General features: G+C 58.7%; 25 protein-coding genes, 1 tRNA gene and 2 pseudogenes. 12 read left to right on the forward strand and 16 right to left on the reverse strand.

Features of this window, described 5'->3' with window-relative positions; all coding sequences use genetic code 11:
• Positions 1-102: 102 nt before the first annotated feature.
• The 3 genes from RAH40_RS19000 to RAH40_RS19010 are packed head-to-tail and all read right to left on the reverse strand — an operon-like array spanning position 103 to position 2579.
• The gene (locus RAH40_RS19000) at positions 103-912 is read right to left on the reverse strand and encodes an FRG domain-containing protein (RefSeq protein WP_306599180.1); all 810 of its coding nucleotides are present in this window, start codon (positions 910-912) and stop codon (positions 103-105) included.
• Positions 909-1370 (reverse strand): hypothetical protein, encoded by a 462-nt coding sequence (locus tag RAH40_RS19005; RefSeq protein ID WP_306599181.1) that lies wholly within the window; start codon positions 1368-1370, stop codon positions 909-911. Before RAH40_RS19005 ends, RAH40_RS19000 begins: the two co-directional genes overlap by 4 nt.
• A gap of 15 nt (positions 1371-1385) precedes the next feature.
• Positions 1386-2579: an ImmA/IrrE family metallo-endopeptidase gene (locus RAH40_RS19010; RefSeq protein WP_306599182.1), complete on the reverse strand. Its 1194-nt coding sequence runs from the start codon at positions 2577-2579 to the stop codon at positions 1386-1388.
• Positions 2580-2805: 226 nt separating this feature from the next.
• On the opposite strand from RAH40_RS19010, the pseudogene tnpA reads away from it, so the two are divergent.
• Positions 2806-3237: pseudogene (gene tnpA / locus RAH40_RS19015) on the forward strand (IS200/IS605 family transposase).
• Positions 3238-3347: 110 nt separating this feature from the next.
• On the opposite strand, the gene RAH40_RS19020 reads toward tnpA, so the two are convergent.
• A complete protein-coding gene (locus tag RAH40_RS19020) occupies positions 3348-4091 on the reverse strand; it encodes a hypothetical protein (protein ID WP_306599183.1) in 744 nt (247 codons plus the stop codon).
• A 465-nt stretch (positions 4092-4556) separates the two neighbouring features.
• On the opposite strand from RAH40_RS19020, the pseudogene RAH40_RS23075 reads away from it, so the two are divergent.
• The 5 genes and pseudogenes from RAH40_RS23075 to drt2 form a co-directional block, all read left to right on the forward strand.
• Positions 4557-5979: pseudogene (locus tag RAH40_RS23075) on the forward strand (N-6 DNA methylase); the annotation flags it as partial.
• Positions 5980-6143: 164 nt separating this feature from the next.
• Positions 6144-7088 (forward strand): CBS domain-containing protein, encoded by a 945-nt coding sequence (locus RAH40_RS23080; protein WP_373432584.1) that lies wholly within the window; start codon positions 6144-6146, stop codon positions 7086-7088.
• Positions 7076-7681: a type I restriction enzyme endonuclease domain-containing protein gene (locus RAH40_RS19030; protein ID WP_306599185.1), complete on the forward strand. Its 606-nt coding sequence runs from the start codon at positions 7076-7078 to the stop codon at positions 7679-7681. The genes RAH40_RS23080 and RAH40_RS19030 overlap by 13 nt, the downstream gene beginning before the upstream one ends.
• A gap of 12 nt (positions 7682-7693) precedes the next feature.
• Positions 7694-8476 carry a hypothetical protein gene (locus RAH40_RS19035; RefSeq protein WP_306599186.1) on the forward strand — a complete coding sequence of 261 codons (783 nt, stop codon included), beginning with the start codon at positions 7694-7696 and terminating at the stop codon, positions 8474-8476.
• A gap of 342 nt (positions 8477-8818) precedes the next feature.
• Positions 8819-10150, forward strand: a complete 1332-nt coding sequence (gene drt2 / locus RAH40_RS19040) for an antiviral reverse transcriptase Drt2 (RefSeq protein WP_306599187.1) — start codon at positions 8819-8821, stop codon at positions 10148-10150.
• 205 nt (positions 10151-10355) lie between these two features.
• Here drt2 and RAH40_RS19045 read toward each other — a convergent pair whose 3' ends face one another.
• From RAH40_RS19045 to RAH40_RS19060, 4 genes are all read right to left on the reverse strand, one after another.
• Positions 10356-10598: a hypothetical protein gene (locus RAH40_RS19045; RefSeq protein ID WP_306599188.1), complete on the reverse strand. Its 243-nt coding sequence runs from the start codon at positions 10596-10598 to the stop codon at positions 10356-10358.
• Positions 10599-10949: 351 nt separating this feature from the next.
• Entirely contained in the window at positions 10950-11492 is a 543-nt protein-coding gene (locus RAH40_RS19050) for a hypothetical protein (protein WP_306599189.1), read from the reverse strand.
• 215 nt (positions 11493-11707) lie between these two features.
• The gene (locus RAH40_RS19055; RefSeq protein ID WP_306599190.1) at positions 11708-12250 is read right to left on the reverse strand and encodes a hypothetical protein; all 543 of its coding nucleotides are present in this window, start codon (positions 12248-12250) and stop codon (positions 11708-11710) included.
• A 127-nt stretch (positions 12251-12377) separates the two neighbouring features.
• Positions 12378-13418, reverse strand: coding sequence for a tyrosine-type recombinase/integrase (locus RAH40_RS19060; RefSeq protein ID WP_306599191.1), 1041 nt, complete (start codon positions 13416-13418; stop codon positions 12378-12380).
• Positions 13419-13518: 100 nt separating this feature from the next.
• Here RAH40_RS19060 and RAH40_RS19065 point away from each other — a divergent pair.
• Positions 13519-13594: transfer RNA gene (locus tag RAH40_RS19065), tRNA-Arg, on the forward strand.
• Between the two features lie 105 nt (positions 13595-13699).
• Here RAH40_RS19065 and RAH40_RS19070 read toward each other — a convergent pair.
• Both RAH40_RS19070 and RAH40_RS19075 read right to left on the reverse strand, forming a co-directional pair.
• Positions 13700-13978 carry a hypothetical protein gene (locus RAH40_RS19070; protein ID WP_306599192.1) on the reverse strand — a complete coding sequence of 93 codons (279 nt, stop codon included), beginning with the start codon at positions 13976-13978 and terminating at the stop codon, positions 13700-13702.
• The gene (locus RAH40_RS19075) at positions 13975-14250 is read right to left on the reverse strand and encodes a hypothetical protein (RefSeq protein ID WP_306599194.1); all 276 of its coding nucleotides are present in this window, start codon (positions 14248-14250) and stop codon (positions 13975-13977) included. The genes RAH40_RS19070 and RAH40_RS19075 overlap by 4 nt, the downstream gene beginning before the upstream one ends.
• 204 nt (positions 14251-14454) lie before the next feature.
• Here RAH40_RS19075 and RAH40_RS19080 point away from each other — a divergent pair, with 204 nt between their 5' ends.
• The 4 genes from RAH40_RS19080 to RAH40_RS19095 all read left to right on the forward strand — a co-directional run bounded on the left by RAH40_RS19080 (position 14455) and on the right by RAH40_RS19095 (position 17007).
• On the forward strand, positions 14455-15033 hold the full coding sequence (locus RAH40_RS19080) for a TetR/AcrR family transcriptional regulator (protein WP_306599195.1): 579 nt from the start codon (positions 14455-14457) through the stop codon (positions 15031-15033).
• 49 nt (positions 15034-15082) lie between these two features.
• A complete protein-coding gene (locus RAH40_RS19085) occupies positions 15083-15832 on the forward strand; it encodes an SDR family oxidoreductase (protein WP_306599196.1) in 750 nt (249 codons plus the stop codon).
• Between the two features lie 416 nt (positions 15833-16248).
• Positions 16249-16518, forward strand: coding sequence for a hypothetical protein (locus RAH40_RS19090; RefSeq protein ID WP_306599197.1), 270 nt, complete (start codon positions 16249-16251; stop codon positions 16516-16518).
• A 120-nt stretch (positions 16519-16638) separates the two neighbouring features.
• Positions 16639-17007, forward strand: a complete 369-nt coding sequence (locus RAH40_RS19095) for a response regulator (protein WP_306599199.1) — start codon at positions 16639-16641, stop codon at positions 17005-17007.
• Between the two features lie 74 nt (positions 17008-17081).
• Here the strand turns inward: RAH40_RS19095 and RAH40_RS19100 are convergent, their stop codons facing one another.
• Genes RAH40_RS19100 through RAH40_RS19120 form a run of 5 tightly spaced genes read right to left on the reverse strand, consistent with a single transcriptional unit; the run spans position 17082 to position 22093 of the window.
• Positions 17082-17831: an ABC transporter ATP-binding protein gene (locus RAH40_RS19100; protein WP_306599200.1), complete on the reverse strand. Its 750-nt coding sequence runs from the start codon at positions 17829-17831 to the stop codon at positions 17082-17084.
• Positions 17828-18763, reverse strand: coding sequence for an ABC transporter ATP-binding protein (locus RAH40_RS19105; RefSeq protein WP_306599201.1), 936 nt, complete (start codon positions 18761-18763; stop codon positions 17828-17830). Before RAH40_RS19105 ends, RAH40_RS19100 begins: the two co-directional genes overlap by 4 nt.
• A complete protein-coding gene (locus tag RAH40_RS19110) occupies positions 18760-19542 on the reverse strand; it encodes an ABC transporter permease subunit (RefSeq protein WP_306599202.1) in 783 nt (260 codons plus the stop codon). Before RAH40_RS19110 ends, RAH40_RS19105 begins: the two co-directional genes overlap by 4 nt.
• Positions 19539-20408, reverse strand: coding sequence for an ABC transporter permease subunit (locus RAH40_RS19115; RefSeq protein ID WP_306599203.1), 870 nt, complete (start codon positions 20406-20408; stop codon positions 19539-19541). Before RAH40_RS19115 ends, RAH40_RS19110 begins: the two co-directional genes overlap by 4 nt.
• On the reverse strand, positions 20405-22093 hold the full coding sequence (locus tag RAH40_RS19120) for an ABC transporter substrate-binding protein (RefSeq protein WP_306599204.1): 1689 nt from the start codon (positions 22091-22093) through the stop codon (positions 20405-20407). Before RAH40_RS19120 ends, RAH40_RS19115 begins: the two co-directional genes overlap by 4 nt.
• A gap of 35 nt (positions 22094-22128) precedes the next feature.
• On the opposite strand from RAH40_RS19120, the gene RAH40_RS19125 reads away from it, so the two are divergent.
• Complete coding sequence (locus RAH40_RS19125) at positions 22129-22923, forward strand: M23 family metallopeptidase (RefSeq protein ID WP_306599205.1); 795 nt, start codon at positions 22129-22131, stop codon at positions 22921-22923.
• A gap of 153 nt (positions 22924-23076) precedes the next feature.
• Here RAH40_RS19125 and RAH40_RS19130 read toward each other — a convergent pair whose 3' ends face one another.
• Entirely contained in the window at positions 23077-23868 is a 792-nt protein-coding gene (locus RAH40_RS19130; RefSeq protein WP_306599206.1) for an SHOCT domain-containing protein, read from the reverse strand.
• Between the last annotated feature and the right edge of the window lie 6 nt (positions 23869-23874).

Consider the following 23874-nt stretch of genomic DNA (forward strand, 5'->3'; position numbering starts at 1 on the left):
GGGGCAAACAAGCGATCAGTAGTGGGAGCCTTGCAAATGCAATACCCAGCCAAGTAAACCAAATGCTGTTCGCAATCCGTTTCTGTCCCGAACTGTGAAGCATCACCTAATCATTGATATTCCGCGAAGATTCTCGACAACATTCTTCCTTACATTTGAAACAACCTCTCGCTGTTCGTCCGGCAAAAGCGACTCCATTCTTGTTAAGTGCTTTGCCAAACCATCCACGTCTGGATAGATATTGGCGGGATGGATGCCAATAATTTCTAACTGTTTCCGAATTTTGGGGAATGATGCAGCGGGAATAATGAGTTTTGTCAATTTGGATGAATATTCGGGATCTTCTTCGAGCGGAACAAAACACCCTTGCTCTTCATTTAGATAATGCACGGTAAAACACCCGGCTTGATTGACGATACGGCTGGTGACACATCGCGGGAAATATATCTTTGTTGACTTGATAACAAAAGGACTCGTCTCAGGCACGGGGCTGACGCTCTGGCGGTCTGAATATTCTAAAATCCAAACAACCCCATGCTGTTCGCTTTCGGGTTCCTCCGGGAGGGGTTGATATGGGTTCTCAACGGCGAAAAAAAGTGCAATCAGAGGATTTAGAGACCAGTCGAGTAGTCTTGTTGCCATCCAGTGATGTTGGGCTAGGGCGAGCCATTCCCAGTCAATTTCTCCTTGCACTTGCGATCCGTTTAGCAAGAGGGGGGCGCGCCTTTTGAACTCGTTGAACATCCTTGATTCTTTGTCAAGAATGCTTCCAAATTGGAACTCTTTCCTTGCCAATTTGGGAGCGAGGCTCCAATTTCTGCCTTGCCCTCGGAAAAGGGTTTTGTCGGGTTTTGAAACCGAAAATACCGATTTAATATAGTGATTAATTGTAGGAATGCTCTTGATTCTCATGGGTGCTCTTTTAGATCTTCAAGCGTCTTCGGCTGGATATGAAATTGATTGATGCAGTCCTGAAATGCTCTTGGGAGCAACTTGGAGCGCAAGTGCCGCCTGCTGAATAAGGGGGAGTGCCCAGAGTCAGCGGCATCGGCGATCACGAAAAGGTCTGATTGAGGGCTGGAGTCGTCTGGGTCTACAAGTTCAGGAAAGGCAGATAAGATTTCAACTAGTTTTGCCTGAACTGATTCGGATGGAATTCCGAAACCATCAGGGAAACTATCCTTGATGGCTTTGGCGGCTTCGTCGTCTATTTTCTCTAGCTCGTCTAGGACTGGGCGGACTGCAGTCCATGCCCCATGGTTAAGAGTCCCAAGGCGTGCTATGGCTTTAGTGGAATTGCCATCAGCCTCATGCCAAACCTGAACGAGCGCTGAAGCGGAGAGGGTTAAGTGTTTTGGTGTTCTTGTCATGATTCAGCCCCGTGCTTAACTGTTTTGAGCCAGTAAATAGGTCCCGATTTTTGCAATGTGCTTGGATCTAATCCCAAGGCAATTGGATGCGTCAACAAAGTCAATGGAGCCTCGCCCGAGGGCTTTGATTACAAGAGTGCTCAACGCTTTCCCATTACGGTTTACGGCAAGAATGTGATATGGAATAATTACGGGTCCGCGTTCTTTATTTGCTTCTTCTGAAAGAACTTTGATTCTCGCAAGATGCTGCTTTTGGCATGATTCGGTGATGTAACCCAGGGATTGTAATCTGATTAAGAGCATTTCAGCGCTAACCGAAAAATGTGCGGTCATTTCTTTCAATTGGGCTGTCGTAACAGTCTTTCCCTGGCTAGGAGTTGCAATATCATCCCAACAGTTACCCAAATCATCTTCTGGGCATAAAAATTCGGCAGCAACACGATTGCAGATGGTCTCAAGGAATTCTCTTGTCCGGTATCGTTTTGCTGTCGCGCCCTTCCCGATAGAAATAATGTGAGCAAGGTGACACAATTCGTGTATCAGGGTGAAAATCTTGCCATTTTGAGCATCTGAACAGTTCAGCACTATTACAGGAAACGGCAGGGCAGGAAGAACGAAACCTCGAAAAATATCAACTGGAACCTTCTCTGAGTTCGGTTCATTTTGAATTACAAAAATCCCCAGAGCCTCAATTGCTTCCTTCCAATGTCGAAGTGCCTTGTCTGGCTTTTTCCAGGAAAATTGTTCCGACAAAGAGATTCCGACCAGGGCTCTGAGTTCTTTGGCTATTCGGCGATGGTTGTCGTCAAAGACAATGGCGCATTTATCAATTTTGTTAATAACCGTGTCTAAATTTTCAAAGCATGACCGCAATACCTTCTTCTTTTGACTTTCGACTCTTCTCCTAAGGGCACTAATTTGATCAGCGACTTCCTGCTCAAATGCACTCAGTGATCTGAACTCAATTTCAACGTCTTCATGGTCTGGTGGCAGCGGAAGGAAAAAAAGGGGCAATGCTCGCTTAAGGGTTTTTGCAAGTAGCTGAAGTTGCGGGAACGAGGGGATGATGCTCCCTGATTCGTATCCCTCCAGTCTTTCTATCGGGATTTTTGTCCGCCGAGAGACTTCTTCCATGGTCAAGTGGGCAGAACACCGGGACCATTTGATCAAGGCTGGGTTACATTTTGCAAGAATCGCTCGTGCCGCCATGCTTCGCTCACTCCTGGACATGCTTGAGGACGTATGCGCATGATTTTACATTAAGCAAAGAGCTGGAGTTTGAAAATATCGTAGTCATTCCGCCAGACGGGAATGGGCTAGCAAAACCAGGAGACCCCCCGGCTCTGCCGGGGTGGCAGTAGAAGTTTGACATTTCAGGGAGTCCATCCTGGAATCTCCGATTGTGAGCCGCCAAGCACACGAAAGGAGGTCCAAGATGGACTCGTCGGAAAGTCTAAGCCACTCCCGGTGGGAGTGTAAGTACCACGTGGTGTTTATCCCAAAATGTCGAAGAAAGACGCTCTACGAGAAGTTACGACCACATCTGGGTGAGGTGTTCCGGCAACTGGCCGCGCAGAAGGAATGCCGGATCGAGGAGGGGCACCTCATGGCCGATCACGTCCATATTCTGATTTAGATTCCGCCAAAGTATGCCGTGGCGCAGGTGATCGGGTTCATCAAGGGTAAGAGCGCGATTCACCTCGCCCGCGTGTATGGGGAGAGGAAGCGCAACTTTGTAGGCCAGAACTTCTGGGCGCGCGGCTACTTCGTATCGACAGTGGGCCGAGATGAGACGGTCGTGCGCGAATACATCCGAAAACAGGAAAAGGAGGACGAGCGATTTGAGCAACTGTCCCTGTTTCGCTGACCAGGCACCTCCAAGGTGCCCATCCTATGATTCGGGGCCGCGTTAGCGACCCCGACCAGCCGCTTTGAGCGGCTCACGTTTTAAACCCCCCGGCTCTGCCGGGGGATGTCTTAGTCCTGTTCGGGTCGCTTTTCCCTAAGGTAGCCCCAGATCATTTTCAGGTCTTCTGGGCGAATCATTGGAAATTCAAACTCACGCTTGATCCCAAGTTGGTCAAAATGGGCAGGCAATTCAGGGTTGGACTCTGGACCGAAGAAACAACTATAAATTCCTACATACTGCCGCTCGTTACTGTCGCCATACATGGCATCCGATAGCTCCAGGGTCGGGTCATAAGAAATTCCATTTATCTTTACCCAAGCATGCAAGAAAATGCGTTTGGTGTTCTCCGAATATACAATGCCTTCAACATACTCAATGTCTTCCTTTGTAGTTCGGTCCTTTAGTATTTTTCCTCCAGGATCGCTCGTGGCAGACCCCTGAGATAGGCGAAAACAATTGTCATAACAATGCCCGATCCGGATTGGATGTCGCTTGGCTTGTAGCTCTACAATACGCTTTTGAAGGAAGGCGTTTTCTCGACATTTTGCAGGAATGCATGGTTGTGCAAATTCGGTAATGCTTGAAAAATATGGGTAACCATCCTGACCCATGCTGCCAATAAATTGTATGAGTTCCAATTTATTCTCCATAATAATTGCCATTTGTTGCGGTGCTGGAACAGTTCTAACGGGTGCAATCGCAAAGTGATGCATGAGCATTTCGACAGCCAAAGACCAAACGGTCATTGAGCTAAATCCTGTCATCCCGTGCTGTTGCATGCAACAGGTTGAAATGACCGGTGGCTGTTCCAACACTGGTTCCCACAAACCGAAGAGCCTCAAAGCCAAAGGCGATTTCTTGCAAATCTAAGGCTCCAATTCGTGGTCGGTGGCGTGAAATTGGCACTCGTTGTATTCCTTATTGGTCATACATGATTTCCCTTGGGTTCGGGGTGTAGAACTTGTGAAAGGGCGCCGGGGGCTACTTGGTGCCGGGGTGCAGGTTAGGATGCCTCAGGACAGGTCCCAGCGGGGGCGAGGGATAAATAGGCATCGAGCAGAGGGGGGGGCGCCTCCCGGGGCTTCATGGGGCTGCATTTATGGACCTCAATCGGTGGATTCAAGCCGGGCGGCGCCCTAAAGGACATTTGCTGACGAGCCACGCTTAAACTTGAGGTGGAAATTGCTCAATCTGCGAATCTTGAGAAAATCGCGAGAAGCCGCCCACGATGCGGAGCAAATCACCGATAATTATTCCATCACACCAGAGGGATTTGCATGGATCAGGACATCAAGAGGACTCTCTGGGCTGCCGCTGACAAACTGCGGTCCAATATGGATGCCGCCGAATACAAGCACTTGGTCCTTGGGTTGGTGTTCCTGAAATATATCTCCGACGCCTTCGATGAGCGCCGGAACGACCTCAAGAAAGCCGTTTCCGATCCCAAAAGCGACTTCTACCTTCCCGCCGCATCGGACAGTGACTTCCTCTGTGAAGACCGGGACTCATACGCAATGGTTCACGTATTCTGGGTCCCGCCTGTTGCGCGGTGGGAGAACATCCGGAACCAGGCAAAGCAACCAGACATTGGCAAACGGATCGATGATGCCCTCATTGCAATTGAATTGGACAACCCACCCCTCAAAGGCATCCTGGATAAGCGTTTCGCCAGAACTCAGCTTGATCCCGGCAAGTTGGGCGAACTCATCGATCTGATTTCCTCCATCGGCTTCGGCGTGAAGGACAAGGCGGAAGACACGCTGGGCGAGGTCTACGAATACTTTCTCGGGCAGTTCGCTAACGCTGAGGGTAAGAATGGCGGACAGTTCTATACACCGGCGTCGGTTGTGCGGCTGCTCGTTGAGGTTCTCTCGCCGAATAAGGGGAGCATCTATGATCCCTGCTGTGGTTCTGGCGGCATGTTCGTGCAGAGCGAGAAATTCGTCGAGACCCATGGCGGCAACCGGGATGACATCTCAATCTTCGGACAGGAGGTCAACCCCACCACATGGCGCCTGGTCGCCATGAATCTAGCCATCAGAGGCATAGTCGCAAACCTCGGTAAAGAGCCCGGGGATACTCTCGGTCGGGATGCCCATCCGGACCTTCGTGCCGACTACGTGCTTGCGAATCCACCCTTCAATGTCTCCGACTGGGGCGGGGAGAAACTTGAATTCGATCCCCGATGGGTCTATGGCATCCCACCAGCAGGCAATGCCAACTTCGCATGGCTTCAGCACATTCTGTGGCACCTGAATCCCTCTGGCAGCGCTGGCGTGGTGCTTGCCAATGGGTCCATGTCCTCGAACCAGAGCAATGAGAGCAACATCCGTCGCGCCATGGTCGAGGGTGATGTGGTTGAGGTGATGGTGGCTCTGCCGCCCCAGTTGTTCTTCAACACGCAGATCCCCGCCTGCCTGTGGTTCCTTGCAAAGGATAAGACTAGGAATGGGCGAAGGCGCAAGGGGGAGTTTCTTTTCATAGATGCCAGCAAGATGGGACGGCAGGAGACCCGCGTAAACCGGGTCCTCGACGATGTAGAAATTGCAAAGATCACAAACACCGTCCATTCCTGGCGGCAGGATGGTGAGATTAAAGATCCCTACATCGATGTCCCCGGCTTTTGCTGCGCTGTGGATCTGGAAAAGATAGTGGAGCAAGCCTACGTGCTTACGCCGGGGCGGTATGTAGGTGGCGAGGGGAGGACCTGTGAAATTAATGGGGATTTTGCTAGGAGGTTGTCTCAGGTTCGAGATCAACTTGATGCGGGAGAGAAACCCAACAGCATTTCAGTGCGTGAGCTAATTGGGTGGTTTGGAGCTAAGCGTCGTAGAGCCGCTGTCGTTTGGGAAATACGACAATTGATGAACCAGTTCAAAATAACTACAGTTCCAGATTTTGAGTCAGCATATGTTGATGATTTTATAGAATTTTTTCTTCAGGATGGAATAATAACTGATGCAGTGAAGGTTGCCTCATCTTCGGTCGGAAATATTCTTGCAGGGGAAGAAAAAGAAGACGCACCAAGTGATGCCCATGTCACTGGACTATCGTTGGCTAATACCTATGTTGATCCAAGTCATCGTTTGAGTAAGCTGGACGCATCAAAAAAACCTCCCAAAACTGTCAATCCCCAGGATGATATAATTGATGCAGTCACGATCATGATGGCTTATGATTTTTCACAAGTGCCAGTGATGCAAACGCAAAGAAATCTTAAGGGTATTGTGACTTGGGACTCAATTGTAAAAAAAATAGCAATGGGGTCAAAAATGCAAGGTCCCTGTTCCGACTTTTTAGTCCCAGCCGAAGAAATTAGTATTAACGCTTCCATTTATGATGCAATTCCTCGAATTTCTCAGCACCAATATGTTCTTGTTCGGGATGCAACCAATTGCATTAGTGGCATAGTGACCTCAAGTGATATGATGGAGCAGTTTAAGGGGCTGGCTGAGCCTTTTTTGCTGATAGGTGAAATAGAAAACTATCTCAGGCACATAATTGACTCGAAGTTTAACCTTGCTGATATTGTTTCTGCCAAAGATGCATCGGATGTTGGTAGAATAGTGACTTCAGTGGCTGATCTGACTTTTGGCGAATACGCAAGACTACTGCAGGATCCAAACAATTGGATTCGGACAGGGATCCGTATTAGTAGGACGATTATTTGCGAATTGCTTGAAAAAGTTAGAGAAATTCGCAATAGCGTTATGCATTTCGACCCAGAACGTTTGGACGATGAAGATCTTTCAACTTTAAGGTCTGCCCGTGCACTTCTGTATAATATCTATTTATCATGTGTTGGGTAAGGGCATTTGGTTTTGGGGACAGAGCTTTAGAAATTCCTTTCGGCTTCCCTTCTGCTGAGATCTTGGATAAAGTGCAGAACATGAAGCACCGGAATCTCACCGTAGAACTTCTTGAGCGATTGTTGAAAGACGACATCAAGGCGCGGTTCTCCACAAATGTGGTGCAGAGCGCTAGGTTCTCGGACATCTTGAAAGCCAGTCTCACGCGCTATCGCAACCGTGCCATTGAGACCGCACAAGTCGTCGAAGAATTGATCCAAATGGCAAAGGCGTTCAACGATGCTTTCCAGCGCGGCATCGATCTAGGGCTGGCACCGGAGGAGATGGCGTTATATGACGCTCTGGAGGATAACGAAGCCTTGGTTCGGGAACTAGGAGGCTCTGAGCTGAAGGCGATTGGACGGGAACTCCCTGACGACCGGAGGAATAACCCGAAGACTGATTCGTCCGTTCGAGAATCAGTTCGTGCCACAATGAAGGTGCGTATTAAGCGGATTTTGAAGCGGCATCGGTATCTACCGGAAATGGAGCTTCGAGCGGTGGGGCATGTGCTGAAGCAGGCGGAAGTGCAGTCTGGGGCTTGGGTGGCATAGGAGTCAATCACCATGCAGGAAAGTGTCGAGCAACTCCGACGATCCTTAATTGAAAAACACGCCGCCTTCCGGCAGGTTTTTGTCGAGTTATTTCATGACCTAGTCTCGTCCTCAGAACAGAATAAGGAACAACGGATTCTCCAGACTAGAGAATCCGTTGCCCTGATATGGTCATTATTGGCTGACCGGGATCGCCCTCAATGGCTGAAATCGCTGATGGATCTTCTCTCTCGACCGCGTAGTGCTTTTCCGTATGGGAATCTTATCGATGCAATCATGCCATTGCGGGAAACCGCAATGAATCACCAGTGGGTCTTCTCTGAAGGAGTTGAGGACTCCATTGATTTTGATGAAGTATTTGAGCGCCATCGGAAAGAAAGTAAACTTGGAGAACTTTTTGATGAGGTCGTTAACATTATGACCCGAATCATTGAAGCCCAAGGGATGGATAGCAGAGTTATTGAGGCTGTTTTAAGGCGCTTGATCCTTTTGATACAAAAGAACCGAAATGGATCTTTCTCGGCGCTTCCAACATGGTTGAAATTTATCATTGGAGTTCTTAAGAATTTTGTTATTGAAGAGCTCCGTTCGATTCCCGTTTTAGGACCTCTCGTGACTGCTCTTGAAAAAACGTTCGAAGAAATCCAGGATGAAGTTTCTATTGTAATGACCAAGTCCTATCACGAGTTAGAAACAAGCGTTATATCTATCGTTCCGGATATTCTCTACACAAGATCGGGGTCAACTCTGTCCGTCCTGCAATCGACTCAACCAACCTTGAATCAGATGGGATGACGTGACCCGAGGGGGTCCGAAGAAGCATGCGCTGGCGGAAATGAGATTTGCTCCGTCTAAGGCTGGTGGAATTTGGTAAATTGCCTTGCGGAAATTGAAAGCTTGGTCTACGATCTGTCTGCCTTGCTAGTTGGAGACAAGGGAAACAGTTGCAAAGTCAACCCTCAAGGTGCCCTGCACCAGGAGGCTGACCGCGACCATCAGGACGCTGAGCGCTTGGACTTCACGGTTCATGTTGTTCTCCTCCACGATGAAAGAATACTGCATCAGGCTTAAACACGCGGCGCCGCAGCAATGCGGTAACGGCTTCCTTCGGGGAGTCGGCAAACTGGGGGGAGGCAAGTGGAGTGCCGCTACCATCTTCCCCCAGTTCAGCCCTTGCCAGAGCGGCAGGGGGTGGCTAGTGCTTTTTGCATTAAGCCAAGGGGTTATCTCCATTTTGACGAGCCGTTTTTTGGACCAGGTGCACTGCGCCTGGCTTCCAATGATGGCAGGGTGACAACCTGGTCATTCATGCCGTTTATCCATACAACCATTGAGGCACGTAAGGTAAAGAAGAAGAACGGGGCACTTACTCCTAAAGTTAAAACCCGTGATATTTATTACGCCGCCCACCGGGATGCGGCTATCTACTCCTACTATGCATACATTCTTAATGAAGCATACAACCGGTTAATTCCATCTCTTGGGCTGGATGATGTGGTCACTGCTTTTAGAAGTAATCTGCATAAGTGCAACATCCATTTCGCGGCTGAAGCCTTTGAATTCATCAAAAACAACCCGGATTGTATGGTTTATACCTATGATGTCTCTTCGTTTTTTGACAACCTTGACCACCGGATTTTGAAATCGCAATGGGCAAGAATCCTTGGGGTAACTCGTTTACCGTCGAACCATTATGCCGTATTCAAGTCCATAACCAAATTTTCATTCGTTGATCTTCAAGATTTATATAATACTTTTGGGATTAGCAAACATGCGCCAAAAGCAAATGGGAGAAGGCGAATCTGCACAATCCCGGAGTTTAAGTCTAAAATCAGAGGGCAAGGACTAGTCAAGCCTAATCCGGGAGGATTTAAGGGAATTCCCCAAGGTAGCCCTATAAGTGCTGTTCTCTCGAATATCTATATGCTGCAATTTGATACGAAGATTGCTGCTGAAGTTATTAGCCTGAACGGATTGTATCGGAGATATTGTGATGACATTATATGCATAATTCCAAAAGGGAAAAATGAAGTAGTAGCAGCCTCAATTCAGCGAGAAATAGGCATCCTTCATCTTGAAATTCATCCGGATAAATCATCTACATTTTCCTTTTCTCAAGGACTAATTGATAAGGATTCCCCTCCGTTTGTCCAGTATCTTGGATTTACATTCGACGGTAAGCGTATCGCATTAAGAGCTGGCAGTATGAGTCGTTACTATTCCAAACTTCGTGCTGCCGTTTCACTTGCCCATCAAACGAGACTGAAACACGATAGGCTTAATGGGACAGAAACACTCATCCGGAGAAAGCGAATTAATTTGAAATATTCATATCTGGGTCGCCACAATTTTATTGCCTACGCACTAAAAGCGTCTAGGCTTACCCAAAGCGTCGCCATTAAGAGACAGATCAAAGGTCACTGGAAAAAACTTCAGAAGGAAATTGCGAAGATTGAGTTGGTGCCTTAGCTTGTTCTCCCTGTGCATGACCTCTGCACGGAAGAGGATCAGGTTGATTCTCGGGTTGCACGGCTTTCTAGTCCTTTCCCGACCAACATCCTGAACGCAGGGTTTGAGGATTGCTGAAGCCATTCCTCAGTCACGGAAAGGGGAACAGTCCCTTCTCCCCCTTTTTTGCGGACAATCTCCGCGACTCCCTAGCACTTCTCTTGGGCTAAAATAACTCGGATCTTCCTGTTGTGAGCATTATAAGGTGATTAAACGCCTTCTCTAGCTTCCGCATCTTAACGGGGCTCGCCCCTGCGCCGAAGATGTTCACATAGGGGAGCTTTGTGGTGGTTCGGTCTGGGGTGTAGCACTTCAGCGGAAGCGCCCCCTCTCTGGCTTTGGCGCGAAGGTGGGTTCCGTAGGAGTCCTCAACAATGAAGACGTCGATGTCCGAGATTGGGAAAGCCATGTTCTGACCTTGCCGTCTAGCGGGGAGGTTTGGCGCGTAACGAAGTGGATTCGTCCCGGCGCACTTTCCCGGAAACCCACGACAACAACCTGCTCTTGAGGGTTCATCGCTTGTGGCGTTTCCCTCAGGATGTAGGCTTTCGTGTCCTCAAGCGATTGCACTGAAATTGACGCACACGCAAACAGACCGATCGCTGGGGTGAGTAGGCACTTATATTTCATGGTTGCTTCCTTTTACCTATAAACTCCCTCTGGCAGGGAAACCTCGCTGCAAAGGGGAATGAAATGGGCTCAGGTAACAAAGGAGCGGGGCAGGGCTTGGCATAGGGGTCTGCTGCCTCGCCTTTTAGGCTCATCTGAACTCAGGTCCAATAAGTTTTCTTTCTTCGGCGAGCAGCATCACGCAACCGCCGACAACCTTGCTGGTGGTGATTCTTGCGACCTTTCCCCTGAAGGACTCCACCAGGGCATCAACTCGATCTGCAGCATCCGGGGTAACCCTGCCGGTAATCGTCGGCTTGCATGCCGAATCACTACGTCGTTCTGCGAGGCGTGCCGCTGCGGCGAATACTGCCTCGGGGTCTATTAGGAACTTCTCCAAGGCATCGGCGATGAAGGTGCTAATGCCTCCGCGCTGCCGCCGGATTTGAATGAAGAGGTCCTCATCGACGCTGGTGGCGACCTGAACACGAAGAGGGGTCTGAGATTCTAGGGCGGCGCGGATGCTCGCCAAAATCGCCGGGTCGTTATGATCCCACTCCTCGTGCCCAGGAAGCCCCTGGAAGCAAGGGTCTTCCTTCTCCCCAGTGAAGGCAGGCGGCTGCGTGGTGGTGGCGGCGGATGTATCCGGCACGGGCGCCACCGGGGGGAACATGCTGTCTGCGAGCACTGTCATCCCTGCTGGTCCCCATATCGGAGCGATCGTAGTCGCCATGGTCCGGCTCGTTCCCAGCGACTTGAGCCACTGAAGGTATGCCCGAGGGTTGCCCTGGAGCGGTGTGTCCGGGTTCACCACGAAGTGCCGCAAGCCCACAAGCATGCTTCGTGCCTGCCCAAGGGTTTCCATGAGCCGGGCTTCGGCGCTGGGAGTTGGCGGATAGATGCATGTGCTCAATGCTTTTCATCCTTCCTGGGTTGAGTTTGCTCTGATCGTAGCCTCAATTCCACCAATCCACAAAGGACCCTGGACCGGGTGACCCCTGCGACCTCTCTGTTGACGAGGGCACCAACAATCGCCTCCAAACGCTCAAAGGCGGTCCAGGAAATACGGGCGGTGGCATTCTCGATGGAATCTTCCGGTGCATGCAATCGGCGACATTCGCAGAAGTGCACGGCAGCGGTCCAAAGGGCAGGCAGGTTGCCATCGAAGGAGAGGATGGCGCCTTCGAGGAAACCGCTGAGTCCCCGCTGTTCCAGGGCGACCTTTGCCTTGATTGACCGCGCCATTCCAAGGGTCACTGACTTTCTGGGGCGTGACTTGAATAGATTCTTCACTTCAGACAGATCGCCGAAAAGGCAGGGTTCGCCCTTCTGATCAGAAATGGTCAGTTCTGTATCCTTCTTCGCTGGGCGGCGCCTGGGGGTCGAGGAGGGCATCTGAGCTGTTCCCGAAATGCGTTGGGTGGTCCATGTCGGATCATCTTTCAGCATCACGAGACACTCAATCGACATTGCATGACGCAAAACCGATGCACAATAAATGGCATAGACCGATACACAGGCAGAGGCACTATCTGAAACTGATGCATGCGAGCGCTCATTTGACGGGGAGGAAGCGCGCTCATGCCAACCCCAGCTTCTTGCCAAGCTCGTCCTGAGCCTTTCGCTTAGCACCAAGGCTAGTTTCCACATAGATCATCGTGGTCGTTACATTTTTGTGCCCAAGCATTCCTTGAACCTCGGATATGGGCGTTCCCGCCTCCGTGTGGAGGGTGGCGAAGGTGGCGCGCAGGCGGTGCTGGGTTACATTTCCGAGTTCAAGCTTCTGGCAGACTCGGTGAAGCGCTTTTTTGCAGAACTGTTGGCGATGCGGTTTGCCGTCCTCGGCTGGGAATACCCACGGACTTATGATTTTCGGCATCGCATGGATGGAGGACCAGAGCCACGAAGGGACCGGGAGGACCCGCGCTTCCTTGCCCTTTGCCTTGCCGACAATGTAGGTTTGATTGATCTGATCGAACCATTCCCATCGCATGCCTAATACTTCGCTCTCCCTCAAACCGAGCCCGATCATGACTCGCAGCATTACGGGGACATGCGGGTTCCGGGCTTCATGGTCGATTGCAAAGAGAAATTCCGAAACCTTCGCGGCATTGATCACTGGTCGGGGCTTCTTCTGGGTTTTCAGGAACGCCACTTTGAAGGGTAGTGATTTTAGGTAACCCTGTCTGATCGCAAAATTAATCAAGAGTTTGAGTATTTTCAGCATGTCGTTCACCGTGACTGGGGATCGACCTGCTTCCAACATCTTGGAGCGAACCTGATAGACGTCCGCGTTGGTGATGCGGTCCACACGGCGATTTTCAAGGTTCGGAAGGAGCCAGATGCGCGAGACCATCTCGACGTCATACCAATGCTTGGCACTGTGCACGGGCTTATGGACCTGAAGCCAATTGTCCCGAACCGATTTCAAGGTGGGAATTTGCCTGGTCCCGCATTCCTCGTTGAGGACCTGGCGACGAAGCTCTTCGAGCACCTTCCGTGCCGTAGCGAGATCTGTCGCCCGGGTGCTTCCTTTGAACTGCCTGCCATTGATCCGGACGCAGTAGTGGTAGTGTCCACTTGGATGCTTGGCGAGTCCGTTTTTGAATTTGGTTGTCATTTCCGCTCCGGAAAGGAGCGGGGGGATCAGGGCTAAGGAATGGGAGGGGAAAGTGCAATAGAGGTGCAACGGGGAGGGGCAATCCCAGCAAACCCGCGCAGGTCCCGTAGCTCAGGGGATAGAGCGACCGCCTCCTAAGCGGTAGGTCGGCAGTTCAATTCTGCCCGGGACCACCAGCCGCGTGAGTGCCAGCCCGTGCAGCCAGCGGGTTTCGTCCCCGACACCGGATCCCGTTGACCCGTGACGCACCTGCGAAGGTGCCGGAGGGTCATTCTTGAACCTTATTTCCTGCCATAGGTCTTGTCGTGATCCTGGTCAAGGTCAAGAAAGACCATGGTCTCCCCGTCCAGCAGGACCTTTGCCCTGGGGCCCTGGTCCAGCCGGATGGAATGGTAGGGCGGGTTTGCCTTGATGGGTTCGAGGTGGATGCCCTTGGTTTCACGTAATTGTTGTTCCGTCCTGATTTCGACCTTTTCTATCAGGCGGCGGAACGCATTGATCAAGCTGCTTTCCTGTCTGAGCAGTTTCAGCACAAAGGCATCCGGGAAGGACGGCTTCACTTGCGCCCTCGGTTTGAGCTCCCCGCTGCGATCTTGGCATCAAGGGCCTTGACTGAAAGGGTGCGCCCAGCCTTGTAGTCCTTCATGGCAGCTTCCGTCTGGGCGGTGCTTTCAGGGGTCAGGGCCCACAATTCGTGAACAGGAATCACCCTGACTGGAGAGATGATGACTCTCCCATCAGGCAGAAGTTCCACCTCGGCAGGGTCATTGGGGCCGATGAGTGCTTCCTTGGGCATCACGAACCGCCTTCGGCTGTCGGCCATCTGCAGCATGGCACCCTCCCATTGGATCGTTGGACCCATGTAACAAAGGTACATCGGTTCAAGGGTCCGTCAAGTTCTGGTGGGAACGGTCGCTTCATGCTCGATGGGCTGGCGGTTAAATGAAGCCCAGGACCGGAAGCCTTCCAGGGACAGGGCGACCCCTCCCTCAAAATCCCATCTTGACTGATCGGTCCAAAACCCTAAACTCTCCCCATGGCACGCTGCAAGGCATTCGACGAGGACGCGACCCTGCAAAGGGCCATGGACCTCTTCCAGGCCAAGGGGTTCGAAGCCACCTCCATCCAGGATCTGGTGGACCACCTGGGCATCAGCCGCCAGAGCCTCTACGACACCTTCGGCGACAAGCAGGCCCTCTACATGGCCAGTCTGGAACGCTACCGCCGGGCCGTGAGCCGGCCCTTCGCCGAGCTCCTGGAAGGGCCCTTGCCCCTCCGCAAGGCCCTGGCCGCCCTCTTCGGCATGACGGTGGACCGGCTGCTCTCGCCGGAAGGGCAGGTCTGCCTCATGGCCCATGCCGCGCTGGAGCGGGCCGCCGAGGATCCCGAAACCCGCGCCTGCGTGCGCGACAACCTCAGGCATGTGTTCGGTCTCTTCGAAGCGCGTCTGCGCAGGGCCCAGGCCGAAGGCGAACTGGGTCCGGCGCACGACCCGGCCGCCCTGGCCCACTACCTCCAGAGCAGCATCCACGGTCTCCAGGTCACCGCCCGTTCCGGCGCCAGCCGGGATGACCTGGAGGGCATCGTCCGCGTGACCCTCTCGGTCCTCGGATGATTTTTTTTGACAATTCATGGAACGTTCGTTCCAGAAAGGAAATCCCATCATGGGCAAGCTCGACGGCAAGATCGCACTCATCACCGGGGGCACCACGGGCATCGGCCTGGCCTCCGCCCGGCTGTTCCACCAGGAAGGCGCCCGGGTCTACGTGACTGGACGCAATCCCGAAACCCTGGCCCAGGCCCGGAAGCTGCTGCCCCCGGAGGTCGTCGTCCTCGAGGCGGACAGCGCCAGCCTCGGGGACCTGGACCGCATTGCCGGGCGGCTCCAGGCCGAAGCCGGACGGCTGGACGTCCTTTTCGTCAACGCGGGCATCGGCGAGTTCCGGTCGCTGGAGGAGGCCAGCGAGGCCCACTGGGACCGGATCCTGGACGTGAACCTCAAGGGCCCCTTCTTCCTCGTGCAGAAGGCGCTTCCCCTGATGGGCAAGGGGGCGTCCGTGGTGTTCACCACCAGCGTGGTGGACCGCAAGGGTTTTCCCGGTGCCGGCGCCTATTCCGCGTCCAAGGCGGGACTGGCCGGCCTGGCGCGGTCCCTGGCCGTGGAACTGGCGCCCCGGGGCATCCGGGTCAACAGCCTGGCGCCAGGTCCCATCGAAACGCCCATCCACGCCAAGCTGGGCCTGAACGAGGAGGCGCTGCGCGGATTCCAGGACAGTGTTTCCCAAATGGTCCCCATGAAGCGCATGGGAACCGACGGGGAGGTGGCCGGGGCCGCCCTGTTCCTGGCATCCGGGGACAGTTCCTTCATGACTGGCGAGGAACTCGTCGTGGACGGGGGGGCAGCGGTGGCCTGAGGGATCCCTGGTTCCAAGGCCAACGGCAGATTCCGGCGGGCGGCTCCAGGGCCACCTGGCGCCGCCGCCGGATGCCGCCTTGGCCTGGTGAGCCGGGTCGTGAAGCTGGGTCGGCCTCGGCGGGTCTTCACATCGCATTGCTCGATCACCTCGCCCGCCTTCACCGTTCCTGCCCTGATGGTTGCCGACAGTACGGCTTCCTCCGCGGAGGTCACCAACTGGCGCTGGCGGGCATGGACCAGGGCGGGCAGGAGCACCCGCGCCTGGAGACCTGCTTGAGCTGAAGAAAAACGGGCCATGGGGTCGTACTTCGCAGTTCCAGGCGGCGCAGGTATTCCAGATCCGTGAGCACATCCGGAAGCGGCGAAGAAAAGGCCGGGTTCAGCAGGCGAAGTTCGTGGTGAACGAATCGAGCCATGGGTGAGGCGATCCCCAAGGGTAAAAATTCCGATCTGGAATATACGCTCGATAACTGTTGGAAAACAATGGCTTGCTTATTGAATGTTTCAGCCGGGATCTGGAAATTTCGCAGCTCCGATCTGGAAAAGACAGTACCGCTTCGTTCAGCGGCATCCTCGGCGGGCTGGATGCGGTCCTGCTGCGCCTTGGTCCCCAGGGCCGCGGAATTCCCAGAATTCGCAGGAAAGTCACAAATATTGGTTTGTCATTTTGAAAAGGCTTCCTAGAATCCACTCAATCGGTCCTGCGAGCTAGCGTGGCGGAGAGACGGATTGACCAAGTGGCCTTCAGCGGCCCGGGGCGCCTCGGCACCCCTGGGCTTGCCGGAGAAAGGCGGGAGCCGATCCATGCCCAAGACCATCATGATCGTCGATGACGCCTCGACCTTGAGGGCTCTCCTGCGCCTGGTCCTGACCCGGGCCGGGTTCGACGTGGTGGAGGCCCGGGACGGCAGGGAGGCCCTGGATTGCCTCCACGATCGCCAAGTCGATCTCCTGCTGTGCGACATCAACATGCCGAACATGGACGGCTTCTCCTTGCTCAAGGCGCTCCGCGGGAACGCCCGCCACGCGCGCACGCCGGTCGTCATGCTCACCTCCGAATCCGGTGCGGACATGAAGCGCCTGGGAAGGGCCCTGGGCGCGCAGGCATGGGTCGTCAAGCCTTTCCATCCGGACCAGGTGCTGAGCCTCGTGGCCAGGCTGCTGCCTCCGTGAGGCGACCCGGTTCAGGCCGGTTCCCGGCTGCCGGTGGTTCGGTCGCCAGGGAGGGGGCTGGAGCCCGGGGACCCCTACTCCAGCCTCGGCAGCGCCGCCACAAGAGCCCTCGTGAAGGAATGCTCGGGGTGTTCGAACAGGACCTGGGACGGGCCCTCCTCGACGATCAGGCCGTCCCGCAGCACCAGGGTGCGCTCGGCCATGTGGCGGACCACGTCGATGTTGTGGGAGACGATCACCATGGCCATGCGGCGCTCCCGCCGGATCTCCAGAAGCAGGTTGAGGATCTGGGCCTGCACCGAGGTGTCCAGGGCCGACACCGGCTCGTCGGCGAAGAGGAGGTCGGGTTCCAGGGAAAGGGCCCGGGCGATGACCACCCGCTGCTTCTGGCCGCCGCTCAGCTCCGCGGGAAGGCGCGGGGCCACGGCGGCGGGGAGGCCCACCTGGTCCAGGAGGGCGGGGATCCTGGCGCGGCGCTCGGCGCGGGGCATGCCGTGGACGCGGAAGGGCTCCTCCAGGACCTCCTGGATGGTCCACCAGGGGTTGAGCACGGCGGAGGGGTCCTGGTGGACGGCCTGGATCTTCCGGCGCAGGGCGCGCCAGGCCGGGGATCGCTGCGGGGGCATGGGCTCGCCGCGGTAGAGGACCTCGCCCGCGTCGGGGCGCTCCAAGCCCATGAGGATGCGGCCGAAGGTGGTCTTGCCCGAGCCGCTCTCACCCACCAGGCCCAGGGTGCGGCCCTCCTCCAGGGCCAGGGCGACGCCGGCCAGGACCGGGCGGCCCTGGTAGGCCTTGCGGACGGCCCGGGCTTCCAGGAGGATCATGGGTCCTCCCCGCAGGGGTGGAAGCAGGCGTGGCCTTCGGGGTACCAGGTGTAGGAGCGGTTCAGGCAGTCCTCCCGCGCGGCGCGGCAGCGGTCGGCGAAGACGCAGGGGGGGATCGACTGCGGCGTGACCAGGGGGACCTGCCCGGGGATGGCGGCCAGGGGCGTGCCGGCTTCGGCCGGGAACCGGGCGCAGGCGAGGAGTGCCTCGGTGTAGCGGTGCAGGGGGCGGCGCAGGACGCGCTCGGTGGGGCCGCTCTCCATGGGGCGGCCGGCGTAAAGCACCAGAAGGTCGTCGCAGCGCTGGGCGGCCAGGGGCAGGTCGTGGGTGATGAGGAGCACCGCCAGGCCCAATTCCCGCTGCAGGTCGCCCACCAGGTCCAGCACCTGGGCCTGGACGGTGGTGTCCAGGGCCGTGGTGGGCTCGTCGGCCACGAGGATCCGGGGGCCCGCGGCCAGGGCCATGGCGATGCAGATGCGCTGGAGCATGCCGCCGGAGAAGGTCGCGGGGACATCCCGGGCGCGGGCGGGGGCGATGCCGACCCGGTCCAGCCAGCGCGCCGCCTCGCGGCCGGCCCCGGCCCGGGAGAGGCCCTGGTGGAGCTCGAGGACCTCGGCGATCTGGCGGCCCACCTCCATGCGCGGGTTCAGGGCCAGGCGCGGCTCCTGGAAGACCATGGCGATGACCTTGCCGCGCAGGCGCTTCCAGTCCCCGGGTTCCTCCCCCAGGATCCGCAGGCTCCCGGTCACCTCGAAGCGCTCCTCGGGCAGCAGGCCCAGCAGTGCCTGGGCCGTGAGGCTCTTGCCCGAGCCGCTCTCGCCCACCAGGCCCAGGGTGCGCCCCGCGGCCAGGTCGAAGGAGAGGCGCTCCACCAGCAGGTTCCCGCCCCGCAGCGCGATGCCCAGGTTCCGGGCCTCCAGGTGCGCGCTCACGCGTCCTCCCCGGCCAGCAGGGCCTTGCCCACCAGGGAGAACCCGATGGAGATGAGCAGGAGCAGGGCCCACACGGGCAGGACGATGCGCCACTCGCCCAGGATGAGGTTCCGGTAGTTGCCGCCCACGTAGGTGCCCAGGCTGGGCGTGGTGGGGGGCAGGCCGAAGCCCAGGAAGCTGATGGTGGATTCCATGAAGATCACCGCCGGCACCCGCAGCAGGAAGACCGCCAGCATGAAGCCCTTCATCTGGGGCAGCAGGTGGCGCGCCAGGATCCAGGCCTCGCCGGCGCCCAGGGCGCGGCTGGCGGACACGAACTCAGCCTCGCCCAGGGCCTTGAGCCGGGCCCGGAACATCAGGGCGGGCACGGCCCAGCCGATCACCGACAGGGAGGCGCCCACGGCCAGGGTGGGGTCCAGGTCCAGGAAGCCCAGGTCCCGGGCGGTCTTCAGGAGGAAGGCCATGGTGATGAGCACCAGGATGTCGGGCAGGGCGAAGAAGAATTCCGAGACCTTGGTGATGGAGAAGTCCACGGCGCCCTTGGCCTGGGCGGCGGCCAGCGCCAGCAGGATGCCAAGGGCGGTGGTGAGGCCCGCGACGCCCGCGGCCAGGGCCATGGACCGTCCCAGGCCGCCCAGGGCGCGCTCGCAGACGGTCTGCGTGGGGAACTCCAGGTCCATGCCGAAGGGGCAGGCGTGGATCCAGCGCGGCAGGACCGACAGCGCCAGCAGGAGCAGGAGGAGGGAGAGGCCCGCGAGGCCCTTGGCACGCGGTGTCATGGCGCGGGCTCCAGCCAGGAGCGCACGCATTGGGCGGCCATGGACACCAGCACCAGGAGGGCCGCGAACACCGTGGTGCCCACCACCACCAGGGCCGCCTGGCGCTGCTCGGCGGCGTAGACGTAGAGGTAGCCGAAGCCGTGGATGTTGAAGACCCGCTCGGCGATGAAGCTGCCGGTGAGGAGCAGGGTCACCTTGGGCACGGCGCCGTCCAGGAGGACCAGGGTGGCGTTGGGCATGGCGTGGCGCCAGATGACGCGGTCGTCGGAGAGGCCCTTGGCGCGTGCGGTGAGGACGTAGGGCCGCCCCATCTCCCGGGCCAGGGCGCCATAGAGCACCTGCCCGAAGAAGGCCGCCGCCGGCAGCGCCGTGGCGAGGGCGGCGGCGGCCTCGAAGGGCAGGCGCGAGCCGGCCAGGTGCGTGCCCAGGGGGATGGCCAGCGCCAGCGCGAAGAAGAAGGGCGGGGTGGCGTAGATGAGGTCGGGCAGGACCTCCAGGGTGCGCCGGTCGAGGCGGTTGCGGGTGCGCACCCGGAACCACGCGTACAGGTAGGCCCAGCCCAGGGAGAGGACCAGCCCCATGAGCCCGATGCGCAGGCTGCTGCCCAGCGCCGCGGCCAGGTCGCCGATGTCGAAGCCCTGCTGGTCGTTGCCCAGGGGCTCCCCCTTCGCGAGCTTGACCCAGGGCCGCAGGAACCCCAGGGCCTGCCCCTTGCCCAGGTCGCGCTCCATCTGCGCCTGGAGGGAGACCACCTGGGGGCGCTTGGCGTCCTCGTTGACGGGCACGGGAAGGCGCACCACCAGGGCCTGCACCAGGAACGCGACGATGGGGATGATCGCCAGGTCCCGCAGGAACCGGAGCCTCACGGCTTCACCGGCAGGCTGCAGGTGAGCCGGGTGAAGTCGATGAAGTTGAAGGGGTCGATGGTCAGCTCCCGCAGCCAGGGCCGGGTGCGGAAGTAGCGGTCCGGGTAGAAGAGGGGCACCACGACCACCTCCTCGGCCAGGAGGATCCGCTGGGCCTCCCAGGCGCGGTCCGCCATGGCCGCGGGTGCCACTTCCGCGGTGGCCTGGGCCTCGCGCTCGAAGCGCCGGTAGGCCGGGCCCGCGCCTCCGGCCTCGAAGCCGGTGTAGCTGCCGTTGTCCTGGGCGGGGTCGCCGCTGTAGGTGAAGGGCAGGAGGAACTCCTGGGGGTGGGGGAAGTCGGCGCCGGTGCGCCGGAAGTGCAGCTCGTGCCGGGCGCGGCGGTCCTGGGTGAGCATCTCCTCGGTCATGGTCCGGGTTCCCAGGAGCCGCACCCGCAGGCCCACCTCCGCGAGCTGGACGCGCACGCCCTCGGCCAGGGCCGCCTCGGGCAGGAAGGTGCCGTTCTCGTGGTAGACCAGGGTGAGCTCGCGGCCCGTCCAGCCGGCGCGCTCCACGAGGCGCCGGGCCTCGGCGCGGTCGAAGGGGGGCAGGGCCCTGAGACGGGGGTCCCCGTCCCCCAGGCGCCCGGGAAAGCCCTCCGGCAGGAGCTGGGAGGCCGCGCGGAAGCGGGGCAGCACGTGCTCGCCCAGGGCCCGCCGGTCCAGGGCCATGGCGATGGCCCGGCGCACGTCCAGCGGCAGGAGCCGGGTGCTCAGGCCCATCCAGAAGGTGCTCCAGAGCGCGGCCTGGCGGCGGTCCGCGGGGTGGCGGAAGGTGGAGGGGCCGTCGTCCAGGAAGTTGAAGTCCACGCGGCCCTGGTCGTAGAGCATGGTGGCCAGGTCCGAGGGGAACAGGACCACCCGGGGCACCCGCCCGGGCAGGGCGGGGTAGTGGGGGTTGGCCACCAGGTCGATGCTCTCGTCCAGGCGGTTCCATTCCCGGATGCGGTAGGGCCCCAGGGCCAGCGGGTCGCCGCCTCCGGTGCGCCGGTAGTAGGCGCGGATCTGGTCCTCGGACAGGCCCCGCAGCCGGTGGGAGGGGGCGGGGTAGAAGGCGTAGACGCCGGCCAGGTACCCGGGGAAATAGCTCCTGGGCGCCGCGAGGCGCACCTGGAAGGTGCGGGCGTCCAGGGCCCGGAAGCCCACGCGGGCCAGGGCCGCGGCGCGCCCCGGCCCCGGCGGGAGGGCCAGGTAGTCCCGCACGCCCACGATGTCGCTGAAGTACTTGCTCTCCTTGCCGTCCAGGGCCCGGCGCCAGCCCAGGACGAAGTCCGCGGCGCAAAGGGGGGCGCCGTCGGACCAGAAGACGTCGTCCCGCAGGCGGAAGGTGTACTCCACAGGGTGCGACGGGTCGTCCACGGCGCAGGCGCCGGCCACGTCCAGCACCAGGTCCTGGGTGGCGGTCCAGGTGTAGAGCCCGCGCATGGTGGCCCGGGCGACGGTGTAGTTGGGCGGGCTGAAGTCGCTGCTGAGGTTCCAGTCGAGGGTGTTGGGGGTGAGGTTGATGGCGATGCGCAGGACGGCGTCCTCCACCCGGGTGGGCGGCGCGTAGCGGGGCCGCGCGATGTGCCGGGCCGCGGCCACGCCCAGGGCGAGGAGGCCGCAGAGGCCCAGCGTGAACCAGGGTGTGCGCGGAGGACGGATCATTCTGGGTACAGACTAACCTATGCTACGGTTCTGGGATGTTCCCGGCCCTGCTCCTCCCCGCCCTTCTCGCCGCGCTGCCCTTCAAGGCGTCGCCCGTGCCCGGGGGCGTGGCGGTGGTTCCGGTGCCGGGGCCCCGCGCCGCCTACCACGGGGAGCGCGTGCTGGTGCGCAAGGGCGCCCGGGGGTGGGAGGCGGTGGTGGGCATCCCGCTCTCCGCAAAGCCCGGCCCCGACAGCCTGGACGCCGGAGGCGCCGCCGTGCCCTTCACCATCCGGGCCAAGCACTACCCCGAGCAGCACGTCACCCTCAAGAACAGGCGCCAGGTGAACCCCTCGCCCGAGGACGAGGCCCGCATCGCCCAGGAGGGCGCCCTGACGAAGCCGGCGTGGGTGGTCTGGCCCGAGGGCTTCGAGCCCACCCTGAAGTTCCTCCACCCCACCTCCGGCGCCCTCACGGCCTCCTTCGGCATGCGCCGGGTCTTCAACGGCGAGCCGAGGTCGCCCCACTCGGGCCTGGACATCAAGGCCGGCGCGGGCCAGGTGGTGCGGGCCCCGGCGGCGGGCGTGGTGGTGCTCACGGGGGACTTCTTCTTCAGCGGCAACGCCGTGTTCCTCGCCCACGGGGAGGGCGTGGTGAGCCTGTTCGCGCACCTGTCGAAGGTGCTGGTGAAGGACGGGCAGGTGCTCAAGGCCGGGGAGCCGCTGGGGCGGGTGGGCATGACGGGGCGGGCCACGGGGCCGCACCTGCACTGGTCGCTGAGCCTGAACAACGCGCGGGTGGATCCGAGGATCTTCCTGCAGGGGACCCGGGGGGCGGAGGGTTCAAAGTAAGCCTAATAAAATTGATGACTTATGGGTATCGCTCGCAAGATCTATACACGTCATTACCGAGGCCCCGTGAAATGCCCTTCATTCGCCCCCTCTCCAGTCTGAATACGACATCAACATCGCGTTGAACCAGGTCCTCACGAGGCCGAGGATCCTCTAGTCCGCCTTGCCCTCGGTCCCCTTGGCGTATTCCTTCAGGAGCTCCTGCTTCTGCTTCGCGTATTCGGCTTCCGTGATCAGGTCCTGCTCCCGGAAGCGCTTCAGGCCGCGCAGGCGCTCCTCGATGCTGGCGGGGACCGCGGCGGGCGCCTTGGCCACGGGCTCGGCGGCCCTGGGGGCCGGAGCGGGGGCGGCCGCGGGGGTCGCGGCCACGGGAACCGGCTTTTCCGCCGGGGCGGCCAGGGGAAGCACGAGCCAGTCCGCCCTGCGCGCCTCGGCCCCGGGGGCCTTCAGGACGGCGGCGCCCGCCTTGTCCCGGTAACCGTAGTCGAAGGGGGGCAGCTTGTTGTCCAGGTTGTAGGCGTAGACGAAGTCCAGGCGCGTGTCGTGGACGATGAGGTTGAGTCGGCCGCCGGTGGCGAAGACCCGCGCCGTCACCCCGAGGGACTCGGCGAAGAAGCCGCTCTCGCGCTTGAAGGTGCTCAGGACCACCAGGTCCTCCCCGGGGCCGGCGGCGGCGAAGGCTTCCGCCATGGCCTTGGACATGGCGTCGGCCTCGGCGGGGGTGAACAGGGGGGCGTCCTTGGGGCCGTTGGCGAAGCGCACGGAGGCCAGGGCCTGGGCGAGCACCGCGGGTTCGACCGCCAGGGGATGGGTGTTGGCCTGGGCCCCCTTCTCGGCCGGGGTCCGCCTCACGTAGCTGAGGTTTCCGAAGTCCCAGGTGCGGCGGGGCGCGGCGTGGGCGGCGGGAATCATCATCAGGGCCAGGGCGGCGGGGAGAAGTCTCATGGCGAG

The organism is Geothrix sp. 21YS21S-2 (genome assembly GCF_030846775.1).
GTDB lineage: Bacteria > Acidobacteriota > Holophagae > Holophagales > Holophagaceae > Mesoterricola.